The sequence below is a fragment of the Polaromonas sp. P1_G1 genome, assembly GCF_056405595.1.
In genome coordinates, this window is record NZ_JBFUBU010000075.1 from 1 (window position 1) to 13,795 (window position 13,795).

General features: G+C 67.4%; 11 protein-coding genes. All 11 read right to left on the minus strand.

Annotated elements, in window-relative coordinates; all coding sequences use genetic code 11:
* Positions 1-246 precede the first annotated feature (246 nt).
* The 11 genes from AC1D1Y_RS24840 to AC1D1Y_RS24890 all read right to left on the minus strand — a co-directional run bounded on the left by AC1D1Y_RS24840 (position 247) and on the right by AC1D1Y_RS24890 (position 13,004).
* On the minus strand, positions 247-1,080 hold the full coding sequence (locus AC1D1Y_RS24840; protein WP_477684695.1) for an RNA polymerase sigma factor FliA: 834 nt from the start codon (positions 1,078-1,080) through the stop codon (positions 247-249).
* Between the two features lie 40 nt (positions 1,081-1,120).
* Complete coding sequence (locus tag AC1D1Y_RS24845; RefSeq protein ID WP_477684688.1) at positions 1,121-1,831, minus strand: MinD/ParA family ATP-binding protein; 711 nt, start codon at positions 1,829-1,831, stop codon at positions 1,121-1,123.
* A gap of 10 nt (positions 1,832-1,841) precedes the next feature.
* Positions 1,842-4,265, minus strand: coding sequence for a flagellar biosynthesis protein FlhF (gene flhF / locus AC1D1Y_RS24850; RefSeq protein ID WP_477684689.1), 2,424 nt, complete (start codon positions 4,263-4,265; stop codon positions 1,842-1,844).
* The gene (flhA, locus tag AC1D1Y_RS24855; protein WP_477684696.1) at positions 4,262-6,328 is read right to left on the minus strand and encodes a flagellar biosynthesis protein FlhA; all 2,067 of its coding nucleotides are present in this window, start codon (positions 6,326-6,328) and stop codon (positions 4,262-4,264) included. Before flhA ends, flhF begins: the two co-directional genes overlap by 4 nt.
* A 17-nt stretch (positions 6,329-6,345) precedes the next feature.
* Positions 6,346-7,515 carry a flagellar biosynthesis protein FlhB gene (gene flhB / locus AC1D1Y_RS24860; protein ID WP_477684690.1) on the minus strand — a complete coding sequence of 390 codons (1,170 nt, stop codon included), beginning with the start codon at positions 7,513-7,515 and terminating at the stop codon, positions 6,346-6,348.
* A gap of 223 nt (positions 7,516-7,738) precedes the next feature.
* On the minus strand, positions 7,739-8,395 hold the full coding sequence (gene cheZ, locus AC1D1Y_RS24865; protein WP_477684691.1) for a protein phosphatase CheZ: 657 nt from the start codon (positions 8,393-8,395) through the stop codon (positions 7,739-7,741).
* Position 8,396: 1 nt separating this feature from the next.
* A complete protein-coding gene (gene cheY, locus AC1D1Y_RS24870) occupies positions 8,397-8,795 on the minus strand; it encodes a chemotaxis response regulator CheY (protein ID WP_436158038.1) in 399 nt (132 codons plus the stop codon).
* 98 nt (positions 8,796-8,893) lie between these two features.
* The gene (locus AC1D1Y_RS24875; RefSeq protein WP_477684697.1) at positions 8,894-9,970 is read right to left on the minus strand and encodes a protein-glutamate methylesterase/protein-glutamine glutaminase; all 1,077 of its coding nucleotides are present in this window, start codon (positions 9,968-9,970) and stop codon (positions 8,894-8,896) included.
* Positions 9,971-9,972: 2 nt separating this feature from the next.
* Entirely contained in the window at positions 9,973-10,632 is a 660-nt protein-coding gene (gene cheD, locus AC1D1Y_RS24880) for a chemoreceptor glutamine deamidase CheD (RefSeq protein ID WP_477684692.1), read from the minus strand.
* Positions 10,629-11,522 carry a CheR family methyltransferase gene (locus AC1D1Y_RS24885; RefSeq protein ID WP_477684693.1) on the minus strand — a complete coding sequence of 298 codons (894 nt, stop codon included), beginning with the start codon at positions 11,520-11,522 and terminating at the stop codon, positions 10,629-10,631. The genes cheD and AC1D1Y_RS24885 overlap by 4 nt, the downstream gene beginning before the upstream one ends.
* 291 nt (positions 11,523-11,813) lie before the next feature.
* Entirely contained in the window at positions 11,814-13,004 is a 1,191-nt protein-coding gene (locus AC1D1Y_RS24890; RefSeq protein WP_477684694.1) for an EAL and HDOD domain-containing protein, read from the minus strand.
* Positions 13,005-13,795: the final 791 nt, after the last annotated feature.

Below are 13,795 nucleotides of genomic sequence, written 5' to 3' on the forward strand. Positions count from 1 at the left end.
CACCCCTTGTGGATGCGCCGAGGAGCGCAGGTTCAGGCGGATCAGGGATCGCGTTGTTTGAGCCGAAGGCGAGTTTAGCGAGACCCCGCCTGAACCGAGCACCGCAGGTTGCCCGCAGCGAAGCGAAGGGACGCAGCAACCAGGGTCGCCTTTTCTTTTGCTTACTTTTMTTTTGGCGAAGCAAAAGAAAAGTGAGTAGCCGCCGGGCTACCCCCGGCCAGCAACCCTATGCAAAGGGCAGGCGCCTCATGACATAGCCTTAGCCACCCGGGGGCGGGCAGCCGCAGGCACCGCAGCCGGCTTGCGCGCCGACGCACGCGGCGCCTCCTTCTCCAGCCCCAGCAGCGCAGCCAGGCTCGCCCGCAGCCTGCTGATAGCCTGGCTGTGCAGCTGGCAAACGCGCGACTGCGTCACGTCCAGCACCGCACCGATCTCGCGCAGGGTCAGCTCCTCGTCGTAATACAGGCTCAGCAGCAGTTGCTCGCGCTCGGGCAACTCGCCTATGGCCGCCACCAGCTGGCGCCGGAAGTCGCCCTGCAGCAGCTGCGTCAGCGGCTCCTCGGCCAGCACGCGGTCGCCGTGGTCCTGGCGGTCCAGGAAGTTGTTCTCGCGCTTCTCGCCGTCGCCGCGGTCGAAGTCTTCGTAATAGACGAGCTGGCAGCCGTGGATCTCATTGAGCAGTTGCTGGTAGGCCTCCAGCGGCAGTTCCAGTTCCTGGGCGATCTCGCGTTCATTGGGCGCGCGGCCCAGCTTCTGCTCCTGCGCGCGCACCGCCATGGAGACGCCGCGCGAGGACTTGCGCAGGCCGCGCGACACCCAGTCGTTGGCGCGCAGCTCGTCGAGCATGGCGCCGCGTATGCGCTGGCTCGCGTAGGTCTCGAACTTCGCGCCCTGGTCGTCCTGGTATTTTTCGGCCGCGTCCAGCAGGCCCATCATGCCGACCTGGATCAAGTCGTCCAGCTCCACGCTGGCCGGCAGCCTGGCGATCAGCTGCAGCGCCAGCCTGCGCACCAGCGGCGCGTGCTGGGCCAGCAGCTCCGACGGGGCGGACTGGGCCAGCTTTCCCTGGGGGGTGTACATGGACATAGGGGATGCCTCCTGCTTCTTGAAGGGTCGGGGATCAGGCCGCGGCCGGGGACATCCGGCGGGCGGGCACTTCGCCAGTCACGCCGGGCACGCCGGGCAGCGCAGGCCCTGAAGGGTTTGCGGGCGCCGCAGGCCAACGCAGCAGATCCCCTGCAAGCCGGTCCACGTCCAGCGCGGCCGGGCTGCCCGGGAAGGCCTCGACCACACTCATGTTGAGCCAGCGCGCCTGCGCCAGCTGCACGTCCTCGCGTATGCAACCAGCCGGCTCCAGCGCCAGCGCGAGATAGCTCTTCGCGACGCTGGCCAGGTTGGCCAGGATGCGGCTGGCATCGTTCGCACCCGCCGCGTGGTTGACCAGCACGCGCATGCGCCGCGGCGAGTGCGCCTGATGCAGCCGCTTGATGCAGGCATAGGCGGCCGTGATGGCCTCGACCTGCGGCCGCAGCACCACCACCAGCTCGTCGGCCTGGGCCGCCAGCGGCGAGAGCAGGCCCTCGCCGTCCAGCCGCGCATCGACCAGCACCAGCCGGCCCTGCAGACGCGCATAAGCTGGCGGCGCATCATCGCCGCGCTCGTCGATCACCTGCACGTCCTGGCCCAGCCGGGCCAGCGCCGCCGCGAGGTTCATGGTGACGCTGCTCACGCCCACGCCGGGCGCTGCGCCGACAAAGGCCAGCAGCCGCCCCGGGCTGTTCGCCATCAGGCGCCTGAGCCCGTCGGCCTGGTCGCTCACCGGTTTTTTCACGGCGGGGTCCTCAGCCTCGCGCCGCGGGCAGGGGCGCCGGCGAAGGCGCGACGCCTTCAGTCTCGAGCGCGTCGAGCAGCACCAGCAGCTTGCCCAGGCCTTCGAACAGCACGGCCGCCGGCACCGGCCGGCCCGGGCGCACGGCGCGTCCGGCCAGTTGCGCCAGCGCGCGCCGCGCCGTCTCGGCCCAGCCGTCCTGCAGGCCTTGCAGCAGGAACACCGTGGCGCAGGCCTGGCCGGCGATCAGCCGGCGCGCCGGCACGGCAGCCGCGTCCATCTGGCCGATGCCCTGGCCCAGCAGTTTGAAATAGGGTTCGGCGGCGCTGCGCCAGCTGGGCCACTGTGCCATGCGCCGCGCCGGGGCGCGCACGCCCTCGCCGGCCAGCACATAGCTGTGCGCCAGCAGTTTTCCGGTCACGGCATCGACCATGCGCCTGACCACGCAGCGCAGCACCGGCAGGGGCGGCTGCGTGCCCGGCGCCATCTCGTCCAGCTCGGGGCGCAGGCTGATGCGCGCCTCCGCCACCGACATGAAAGCCGCCTTCTTGCGGTAGACCACCGGCAGCGCCGTGCCGAAGGCCAGGCCCGCGGCCAGCCTGGCCAGCGTGCCGCGCGCGCCGGTGTCCGCATCGACGATGCGCAGCGCCGAACTTCCGGCGGCCGCCCAGGCGCGCCCTTCGTCCTGCCACTGCCGGATCAGCTTGGCGTCAGGCACACGCGCAAAAAGATGGACCACGGTTTTGTCGAGCGCGGGCTGCAGCGCCCAGCCGGCCGGCTGCTGCGCATCGGCGGGGCCTTGTAGCGGCGCCGCAAAAACCTGGCCCGTGCGGTCGGACAGCAGCAGCGTGCTGGCGAGTGATTGCGGTGCTTCACCCTCTTGAGAAACCAGGCGCGCTTCGCCGCCCACGGCCAGCACATAGTCGCCGCACAGCGTGGCGGCGTCATCGATCGCCTGGAAGTTCAGCGCGCGTGACACGCGCTGCTCTTCCCGTGCCTCCCGCTCCTGCTGCTCCGGTGTTTCGCCGTCCGCGCCCGCGGTGGCGGACAGCTGCCGCCACAGCGCGCGGGTTTCCTCAAAGCCTATGCCGCCCTGCGACAGCGCGGCCGCGTTCGCGGCCAGCTCCTGCGCGTTGTGCGTGAGGGCCTGGATCAGCTGCCGGCATTGCACACGCAGGCGCTCGCTGGCCTCTTCGGCCTTCGCCGCCTCCTCCGCCGCGCGCTCCGCATCGCCGTCGGCTGTGGGGTTTTCGGCAAGGTCGGATTCGCCAGGCACAAACAGTGCGCTGCGGCTGCCGGCCTGGAACACGCTGTCGACCAGGGCCTTGCCGTCGGCCGGCACTAGGTGCTCGGGGACTTTCTGGCCGCTGGAGATGTAGTGCACCGGCAGCTGGTGGCGTATCGCCATGTCGATCAGCGCGCCGGGATGCGTGGCCTCGTCGACCTTGGTGAAGATGCAGCCGGCCAGGTCCCAACCGCTGCCTTCAGCGCCGGCCTTCTCGCCGTGGCGGTAGGCCTGCACGACTTCGTTGAGGGTGTCGCCGTGGCTGGAGGCATTGAGCAGCAGCAAACGCTTGACCGGCCGGTTCGCGCCGCTGAGCATCGCGATCTGCCCGGCGACGGCGCGGTCGCGCTGGCTCATGCCCACGGTGTCTATCAGCACCATGTGTTTGTCGCGCAGGCCGGCCAGCACGCGGTCCAGGTCGGCCGCGTCCTTCACCGCGTACACCGCCACGCCCAGGATCTGGCCGTAGATGCGCAGCTGCTCGTAAGCGCCTATGCGGTAGCTGTCGGTGGTGACCAGGGCCAGCTTGTCGGCGCCGAAGCGCATCACGCAGCGCGCCGCGAGCTTGGCGGTGGTGGTGGTCTTGCCCACGCCGGTCGGCCCCATCAGCGCATACACGCCGCCTTCGTCGAGCAGCGCACCCTCGTCTTCGAGCAGCGGCATGCGGCGCGCGAGCTCGGCCTTCACGTAGTCCATGCCGAGCGCGTGGCTCTGGCCCGTGGGCAGGTCCTGCAGGATGTCTTTCGCCAGCCGCGCGCTGAAGCCCGCGCCCAGCAAGGTGCGCAGCAAATGGCCGCGCACCGGGTCGCGGCGCTGCTTGTCGTTCCAGGCCATGCCGGCGAGCTGCTCCTCTATCATGCCGCGCATGGAATGGATCTCGCGCAGCACGGCCTCGCTTTCGGCTGCGGCCGGAGGGGTGGCGGGCCGGGAGGGCGCGGCCTGCGCAAGCGGTGCGGCGACGGGCACGGCGGTGGGCACGACAGCAAAGCCTTCCAGCGCCGCGACGACTTCCACGCCCTCGGCCGTCACGCGGTTCGACAGCACCACGGCATCGGGGCCCAGGCGTTCGCGCACCAGGCGCAGCGCCTCGCGGCTGGAGGGCGCGACGACCTGGCAGGTGGTCGCGGCGTCGGCGGAATTCGGGGTGTTCACAGGGCGGCTCCAATCGTGGCGGTCACTTTGATGGTGCGGGTGTCGGGTATCTCAGCGTGCGACAGCACCTTGAGCTGCGGCAGGCTGCGGCGCAGGAAGCGCGCCAGCAGCACGCGCAGCGGGTGCTGCACCACCAGCACGGGCGCCAGGCCCAGGCCGGCCTGCCGGTCCATGGCCTGCTGGGCTTCGCGCAGCAGCCTGTCGGCCAGGCCCGGCTCCAGGCCGGCGCTGTTGCTCAGGGCCTGCAGCAGCACGCGGTCGAGTGAACTGTCCAGGCCTATGACCTGCAGCTCTTCCTCGCCCGGGAAAATATGCTGGACGATGGCGCGCGACAGCGCCAGCCGTATCAGCGAGGTCAGCTCGGTGGTGTCGCTCACCGTCGGCGCGTTCTCGGCCAGCACGTCGAGGATGGTGCGCATGTCGCGTATAGGCACGCTCTCGTCGAGCAGGTTCTGCAGCACTTTCTGCAGCGTCGTGAGCGACAGGGTCTTGGGCACCAGGTCCTGCACCAGCATGGGCGATTCCTTGGCGATGCGGTCCAGCAGCTGCTGCACTTCCTGCCGGCCCAGCAGCTCGGCGGCGTGCGCGTGGACCAGGTGGTTCAAATGCGTGGCCACCACGGTGCTGGCGTCGACCACGGTGTAGCCGTAGATCTGCGCCTGCTCGCGCAGGCCGCTGTCTATCCAGACGGCGGGCAGGCCGAAGGCCGGGTCGCGCGTCTGCGTGCCCGGCAGGCTGGCGCTGACCTGGCCCGGGTTGATCGCCATCCACTGGCCCGGGAAGGCCTCGCCCTGGCCGATCTGCACGCCCTTGAGCTTGAGCACGTAGGCATTGGGCTTGATCTCCAGGTTGTCGCGGATGTGGACCACCGGCACCAGGAAGCCGATGTCCTGCGCGAACTTCTTGCGTATGCTTTTGATGCGGCCCAGCAGCTCGCCGTTCTGGCTTTTGTCGACCAGCGAGATCAGCCGGTAGCCGACCTCCAGCCCCAGCGGGTCCACCAGCGCCACGTCGTCCCAGCTGGCCTCCTGCGATTCGGCGGGAGCCGGTGGCGGCGGCGCCTCGGCCGCGGTAGCCCCGCTCGTGGCGGCGCGCCGCATGATGCGCCGCCCCAGCCAGACCAGGCCGCCGGCGATGATCAAAAAGGCCAGGTTGGGCATGCCCGGGATCAGGCCCATCAGGCCGATCACGCCGGCCGTCAGGAACAGCACCTGCGGGTTCGCGAACAGCTGGCCCGTGAGCTGGCCGCCCACGTCCTCGTCGGTGGTGACGCGCGAGACAATGACACCGGCCGCCGTGGAGATCACCAGCGCCGGGATCTGCGCGACCAGGCCGTCGCCGATGGCCAGCAGCGTGTAAGTCGTGGCCGCCTGCGAAAAATCCAGCCCGTGCTGGGCCATGCCGACGATCAGCCCGCCGATGATGTTGATCACCAGGATCAGCAGGCCGGCCACGGCGTCGCCGCGCACGAACTTGCTGGCGCCGTCCATGGAGCCGTAGAAGTCGGCCTCCTGCGCGACTTCGGCGCGGCGCTTGCGCGCCACGTCCTCGCCGATCAGGCCGGCGTTGAGGTCGGCGTCGATGGCCATCTGCTTGCCCGGCATCGCGTCCAGCGTGAAGCGCGCGCCCACCTCGGCGATGCGGCCCGCGCCCTTGGTGATGACCATGAAGTTGATCACCACCAGGATGATGAAGACCATCACGCCGACCGCGAAGTTGCCGCCGACCAGGAAGTGGCCGAAGGCCTCGATGACCTTGCCCGCCGCGTCCGGCCCGGTGTGGCCTTCCATCAGCACCACGCGCGTGGAGGCGACGTTGAGCGACAGGCGCAGCAAGGTGGTGAACAGCAGCACGGCCGGGAAGGCCGCGAAGTCCAGCGCCTTCATGGTGTACATGCTGACCAGCAGCACCATGATGGACAGCGCGATGTTGAAGGTGAACAGCAGGTCCAGCAAAAACGGCGGCAGCGGCAGCACCATCATGCTGAGGATCAGGATGATCAGCACCGGGCCGGCCAGGCCCTTGCCCTTGCCGCCGGCCATCATCTGGCGCGGCAGCCGCATCAGGTCGTCGACCAGCGTCATGCGGCGCTCCCCAGCAGGGCCGGTGCGGCAGGCGCGGCCTGCGGATCGAGCGACTCAGGCACCGGCAGGTCGCGCGGCGCGCGCGGCGGCGTGGCGCCGCCCTCGGCCGCGCGTTGCAGCTGGTAGGCCCAGGCCAGCACCTCGGCCACCGCCGAATACAGCGCCGCCGGTATTTCATCGCCGAGCTTGGTGTGGCGGTACAGCGCGCGCGTCAGCGGCGGCGCTTCCAGCACCGGGATCTTGTGCTCCTCGGCCATGGCGCGTATGCGCAGGGCCACCAGGTCCGTGCCCTTGGCGATCACGCGCGGCGCGCGCATGTCCTTGTCGACGTATTTCAGGGCGACGGCGAAGTGCGTCGGGTTGGTGACGATGATGTCGGCCTTGGGCACCTCGGCCATCATGCGGCGCTTGGCCATCTGTTGCTGCTGCCGGCGTATCTGCGCCTTGATGTGCGGGTCGCCCTCGCTCTCCTTGTTCTCCTGGCGCAGGTCCTCGCGCGACATGCGCAGCTTGCGCGCGTGGCTCCAGAGCTGGTAAGGCACGTCGATGCCGGCCACCAGCAGCAGCGAGGCGATGATCAGTGCGCAGCTCACCGCCACCAGGTGCAGGGTGTGCGGCAGCGCGGCATGCGCGGGCTCGCGCATCAGGCCCATGATGGCACCCAGGTCGTCGGCGATGACCCACCAGGCGACACCGCCCACAAGCAGGGACTTGAGCAATGTCTTGGCAAGTTCGGCCAGCGACTCGACCGAGAACATGCGGCCTATGCCGGCGATGGGATTGAGCTTGGAGAAATTCGGCGCCAGCGACTGCGCCGACAGCAGCCAGCCGCCCAGCAGCATGGGCGCCACCAGCGCGGCCACCAGCATCATCAGCAGCACCGGCATCAGCGCCTGCGCGGCATGCAGCAGCGCGCCGCCGGCCTGGTTCATCATGTGCGCGGGGTCAAAAGCCGAGGCGCGCTCGAACTGCAGGCCGTTGCGCAAGGCGCTGTTGAAGTGCCCGCCCATCATCTCGCCCAGCATCCACAGGCCGCCCACGCCCGTGGTGAGCATGACAAAGGTGACAAGCTCCCGCGACCGCGCGACCTGGCCTTCTTCGCGCGCCTTTTCCAGGCGCCGGGGCGAGGCCGGTTCGGTTTTTTCGAGATCACTTTCTTCCGCCATCCATACTCCGCAGCGTCGGGCGCAAGGGGCGCCCCGTCAGGAGAATTATTGGAGAAAGGTCTTCAAAGTGATCCGGCAAACAGGCCGGGGATAGGCCTGTTCTTCTGGCAATAAGAGCTGCTCACAAACCCCAGCGCAGCGGTCCTGGCTAGGCGTGACGCCGCAGACAGTGCTACAGCACGGCAAGGCGGCCACAACAACGCCAGGAGGGGTTTTGAGCGGCTCAGAACCCGAGGCTGGCGAGCAGGTCGTCTACTTGCCCCTGTCCATCGACGGCATCGGCATTGCCAATCTTGATCTGCGGCCCATTCAGCAAGCCATGCCCCGCATCCTGCCGCTTCTCAGGCGGCGCGTTGTCGATCAGCAGCTGCAGCAGCTGTGTCTCCATGTCCTTGATCACGTCCATCATCTTCTTGATGACCTGGCCGGTCAGGTCCTGGAAGTCCTGGGCCATCATGATTTCCATGAGCTGGGCGTTGGTGGCGCTGGCCTGCTGCGGCGCCTCGGCCAGGTAGCCTCGCGTGTCCTTGACCAGTTCACGCGCGTCATCGAGTTCCAGCGGGCTGTCGAACCAGACGTCCCAGCGCTTGCCCAGCGCCGTCGCCTGCTTGGACAGATTTTCCTGGATGGGCTGTGCCACGTCGATGGCGTTGAGCGCCCTTTCGGCCGCGCGTTCGGTCATCTGCGCCACATAGCTCAGGCGGTCGCGCGCATCAGGGATCGCCTCGGCGGCGCGGGCGATGCTTTTGTCCAGCCCGAGCTCGCGCATGCCTTCGCGCATCTGGCGCGTCAAATGGCCTATGCGGTTGACCAGCTGTTCGGCCGAATCGCCGGCTGCCGCCGCATGGAGCACGGGATGTTGATGTGCTTCTTGCGACATATCAGGCGCCTTCCTTCTCGATTTTTTCGAAGATCTTGTTGATCTTCTCTTCGAGCGTCACGGCGGTGAAGGGCTTGACCACATAACCGTTGGCGCCGGCCTGGGCCGCCGCGATGATGTTTTCCTTCTTGGCCTCAGCCGTCACCATGAGCACCGGCAGCTTCACGAACTGCGGGTCGGCGCGTATGGCCTGCAGCATGGCCAGGCCGTCCATATTCGGCATGTTCCAGTCGGACACCACAAAGCCGTAGTTGCCGGCCTTGACCTTTTCCAGGCCCGCGGCGCCGTCCTCGGCTTCGTCGACGTTGACGAATTCCAGTTCCTTGAGCAGATTGCGGACAATCCGGCGCATGGTCGGGAAGTCATCCACGACCAGGATTTTGATGTTTTTATCAACCACTTCACTCACTCCAATATTCACGATCAACGCTCAAACACATGTCATCCGGAAAGCGCCACGCTTGAAAAGAGCGCCGGCCGGAAGCCCCCAAAAAATCACTACACCCGGTTCGCCCGCTCCCCGAAGGAGCGCAGGTGGGCCAGCACGCGCTGGCTCATCTCCTGCAGCGGCACCACCTCGTTCACCGCGCCCAGCGCGATGGCCTCGCGCGGCATGCCAAAGACCACGCAGCTGGCCTCGTCCTGCGCCAGCGTGTGCGCGCCGGCCTGGCGCATGCGCATCAGGCCCTCGGCGCCGTCGCGGCCCATGCCGGTCAGGATCACGCCGATGGCGTTCTTGCCGGCATGGCGCGCGGCCGAATCAAACAGCACGTCGACCGAGGGCCGGTGCCGGTTCACCGGCGGCTCCTGGTCGACCTGGGCCATGTAGTTGGCGCCGCTGCGCGTGAGCGACAGATGGAAACCGCCCGGCGCGATGTAGGCATGGCCGGGCAGCACACGCTCGCCGTGCACCGCTTCGGACACCTTGATGCGGCACAGGCCGTTGAGCCGCTGGGCAAAGGAATTGGTAAACCCCGCCGGCATGTGCTGGGCGATCAGGATGGCCGGGCTGTCGGGTGGCAGAGGCTGCAAGACTTCGCGTATCGCCTCGGTGCCGCCGGTGGACGCGCCGATGATGATGAGTTTTTCGGTGCTCAGCAGCGGGCTGTGCAGCATCGGCGCCTCACCACCGCCCGCGCCGCCCGTGGGCGCGGGGCGCCGGGCCGGCAGCAACTTGGCGGCGGCCGCGATGCGGATCTTGCCGGCGATCAGGTCGGTATAGGACAGCAGGCCGTCGCGTATGCCCAGGCGCGGCTTGGTCACGAAGTCGATGGCGCCCAGCTCCAGCGCGCGCAGCGCGGCTTCCGAGCCGCGCTCGGTCAGCGAGGACACCATGACCACCGGCATGGGCCGCAGGCGCATGAGTTTTTCCAGGAACTCCAGCCCGTCCATGCGCGGCATTTCCACGTCCAGCGTCATCACGTCGGGGTTGTGCTGCTTGACCAGGTCGCGCGCGACCAGTGGGTCCGAGGCCGTGGCCACCACCACCATGTCGGGCTGGCTGTTGATGATCTCGGTCATCAGGCTGCGGATCAGCGCCGAGTCGTCGACGCACAGCACCTTGATCTTGTTCACGCTCATAGGGCCCACGCATTCTTGTTGGCCACGTTGCGGGCCAGGTCGGTGTTGAAGATTTCGACGCTGCTGCGGCGCGCCGGCCGGCTCAAGTTGGCGGCCAGCGCCTGTTCCTCGTCGCGCACCAGCGCCACGTCGTCCTGCTGGCGCAGCTTGCGCATGGTGACCTTGCCGCTCGCCGGGAAGTAGTTGATGCGGCGCGGGTAGTTGCCGCGCAGGTCCTGGGCGGCCACGCGCACCTGTTCCATCTGCAGATAACGCAGCACGAAGTCGGCATTGCGCTCGCCGATGTTGAGCAAGGTCATGTTGGCCAGCACCGCACCGCCGCCGAAGACTTTCGCCTCCAGCCGCTCGCGCCGGGCGCCGGCTTTAAAAAGTTCGTTGAGCAGCATCTCCATGGCGTAGGCGCCGTAGCGCATGGAGGCGGCCGCGCCGCGCGAGGACGGGTCGGCGTCTTCGGGCAGCATGAAATGGTTCATGCCGCCTATGCCGGCCGTGGTGTCGCGCACGCAGGCCGAGACACAGGAGCCCAGCACGGTGGTCAGCACCATGTCGCTGGCGGTCACGAAGTATTCCCCGGGCAGCAGCTTGACCGCGGAGATGCCGAACTCGCGGTCGAAATAATGGTGGGTGGCCACCGTCTCCCGGTGCGCCGTGGTCATGGCGCGGCTTCCCTGGCTTTGTCGGCTTTAGCGCCGGGCGCGGCCAACTCGTACACCGTCTGGCCCTTGAGCCGCAGGATGTCGCCGGCGAAAGAGAAATTTTCCGAATGCCCGGCGAACAGCAGGCCGTGCGGCTTCATCAGCGGCGCGAATCGCTGCAGGATGCGGCCCTGCGTTGGCTTGTCGAAATAGATCATCACGTTGCGGCAGAAGATCGCGTCGAAAGGTTCGCGCAATGCCCACTTGGCGTCGAGCAGGTTCAGCTGCTCGAACTTCACCATGGCCGCGACCTCGGGCCGGATCCGCACCTTGCCGGCCTGCGCGCCCGCGCCCTTGAGGAAAAAGCGCTTGAGCCGCACTGGCGAGAGCTTGCTGACCTGCTCCATCGTGAAGATGCCGGCCTGTGCCTTGGCCAGCACCTGGGTGTCGATGTCGGTGGCCATCACGCTGGCGGCGGCGCCCGCGGCGCGATCGCCCAGCGCCTCGATCAAGGTCATGGCAATCGAATACGGCTCCTCGCCCGTGGAGGCGGCCGAGCACCAGACGCTCAGCGGCTTGGGGCATTTCTTCGCATGCTCGGCCAGCACCGGGAAATGGTGGGCTTCGCGGAAGAAGGCCGTCAGGTTGGTGGTCAGCGCATTGGTGAACTGCTGCCATTCGTCCCCGTTCGGGTCGGCCTCGAGGAAACGCAGGTAGGTCGCGAACTCCGTCAGCCGCAGCTCGCGCAGGCGCCGCGCCAGCCGGCTATAGACCATCTGCCTTTTCTGCGTGCTCAGGGCAATGCCGGCCCGCTGGTGGATCAGCGTGCGGATTTTCGAAAAATCATGGTCCGTCAGGAGGAAATCCGGACCGGCCGACGAGGCCGTTGCGCCATGCAGAGGTGTATTCATAGGTTTTCAGGTCATCGCACGCACGACGCGCGCGCCTTGGCAGCAGGCAAATGACACGTGATCAATGTACAAAGACAGCGCTCTGCGTCATGGGCCGAAAAGCGTGAGAAAACACCCGCTTCTCTTGGTATGGCTGAGCGGCAGGCTCGGGCAGGGGGCTGCTCTTGCTCCCTCCCCCGTTGGGGGAGGGCGGGGGTAGGGGCCAGCGGCCGTCAAAACACCTCAGCGAAACATCAAACGCCGCGAGCCCCCATCCCAGCCTTCCCCCAGCGGGGGAAGGAGTAAACCCACCTAAATGGTGACCGTGTGTGCCCAGGCCAAGGCCGCCAGATGCGCTTGATTAACGCGCGTAGACGTCATGAAAAGCGCCTCAGCCAATTCCACAATCCGCCCATTCCGTTGCTCACCCGCCTCCACCAGCTGCAGGAAAGGCCCGTACACCCCTTCGCGGCTGACCAGCGCCTGCACCACCGGCTCGGGCAGCAAAATCTGGCTCACCACTTTTTCCAGCGGAATGCCGAGCAGCTGGTCCAGCAGCGAGAACATACCGACAAAAAACAGGTGCTCGGCCTCGGCGCGCGGCAGCAGGTCCTTGCCGAGCAGCTCGGCAAAACGCCCGCGCACGATGGCGGCCTGCAGCAGCGCGTGTGAATAGCCGGCCGTGTTGGTCGTGGCCAGCAGCACCGACAACCAGCGGAACAGCGGGGTGTAGCCCAGCATGGTCACCGCGTGGCGCAGCGATTCGATCTCGACCTCGATGCCGAAGCCCGGCGAGTTGATGTAACGGAACAGCTTGTACGACAGCGCCGCATCGCGCTTGAGCACGCCCTCGATGTGCCGCACGTCGGCGTTTTCCTGCACCATCTGCATCAGCTGCAGGATAAAAATCGCCTGCGGGCTCAAGGCCCCGGCGTTGTTCTGGGGGCGCGGCGTGGTGCACAGCTGCTGGAAAAAGCCGCCCACGCCGTGCGCGGCCGACATGTCGAACTCACGCCAGCCCGGGAAATCCTGCACCACCACGGCCAGCGGCGGTTCGGCCTGCTTCGCCAGGTTGCTCAGCGCCGCAAAATCCGGGTGGCCCAGCGGCAGCTCGAGGTGCGTGGCCAGCGGCACCAGGGTTTCGGCATGCGCTTCCATAAACGCCAGGTCCGCGCCGCGCAGCGCCAGGCGCAGGCCTTGTTCGCGCATCGAGGCCATACCGGCCAGGCAGTCTTCCGCCAGGTCGGCACAGTCCAGCATCAGCACGGTATTCGCGGGCGCCTGGCCGACCGACAGCCCGCCCGGCGGCACGCCGTGATCGGCATCAAGGAACAGCAGGCCGAGTTCGGCCGCCTGGGCCCGCTCACCCACAAAGTCCAGCAGCTGGCGCACGTCTTCCCGCGCGTCGGTAGGGGCCGAACCCTGCCAGGCCAGCCTGTAGCCTGCCACCTGTTGTTTGGGGTCCAGCAGCGGCGCTCTGACGAGGTATTTGTTTTCTGGCATGGCGATGGTCGATCCGGTTGTGGCTAGGGTTGTCTCGTGGGGCTCTGAGTGGCACCGGCCTGTCTTGCCCACCGGCCCTTCCCGTGGCTGCCGCTGGGCGGCGCCTGCAAGAAAGGCTGGCTGGCGGTCGCGCCGTGCAGGGGGCGGGCCGCCGGTTGTCGGCAAAGACGGTCTTTGGGGAAAACTGTAAGGAGAAAGGTTGAAAGTGATTACCTGAAACAGGTGGGGATTCACCACTCTGTTTTCGGAATTGAGGTTTGGGGGGTCTGTTCTCTCTGCTGAGGGCGGCTGCCCGGGTCTTGCGCCGGCCTTCCGCGCTCTGTCCTCTGTGCTCTCTGCTGAGGACTGCTGGCCGGGGGTAGCCCGGCGGCTACTCACTTTTCTTTTGCTTCGCCAAAAGAAAAGTAAGCAAAAGAAAAGGCGACCCTGGTTGCTGCGTCCCTCCGCTTCGCTACGGGCAACCTGCGGTGCTCGGTCCAGACGGGGTCTCGCTAAATCGCCATGGCGAGTCCTTGTTTGTCTTGGTTTGTTCTTTGGTATTTGTCTTCTGTCCCCGCTCCCGATTGCCCCGTCCTGGCTGGGCCGAGGAGCGCAGACGTAGGCGGATCAGGGATCGCGTTGTCTGAGCGAAGCGCAGCGTAGCGAGTTTAGCGAGACCCCGCCGTAGTCGAGCACCGCRGGTTGCCCGAAGCGAAGCGTAGGGACCCAGACTGCGGGTCGCCTTTCTTTTGCTTACTTTTCTTTGGCGAAGCAAAGAAAAGTGAGTCGCCGCCGGGCGACCCCGGCCAGCA

Bases quoted from the DNA above. Each gene is read 5' to 3' on its own strand.
- flhA (WP_477684696.1), bottom strand. From the start codon at position 6,328: ATGCGGCTGCCGCGCCAGATGATGGCCGGCGGCAAGGGCAAGGGCCTG.
- AC1D1Y_RS24890 (WP_477684694.1), bottom strand. From the start codon at position 13,004: ATGCCAGAAAACAAATACCTCGTCAGAGCGCCGCTGCTGGACCCCAAA.
- AC1D1Y_RS24840 (WP_477684695.1), bottom strand. From the start codon at position 1,080: ATGTACACCCCCCAGGGAAAGCTGGCCCAGTCCGCCCCGTCGGAGCTG.
- cheD (WP_477684692.1), bottom strand. From the start codon at position 10,632: ATGACCACGGCGCACCGGGAGACGGTGGCCACCCACCATTATTTCGAC.
- flhB (WP_477684690.1), bottom strand. From the start codon at position 7,515: ATGGCGGAAGAAAGTGATCTCGAAAAAACCGAACCGGCCTCGCCCCGG.
- AC1D1Y_RS24885 (WP_477684693.1), bottom strand. From the start codon at position 11,522: ATGAATACACCTCTGCATGGCGCAACGGCCTCGTCGGCCGGTCCGGAT.
- cheZ (WP_477684691.1), bottom strand. From the start codon at position 8,395: ATGTCGCAAGAAGCACATCAACATCCCGTGCTCCATGCGGCGGCAGCC.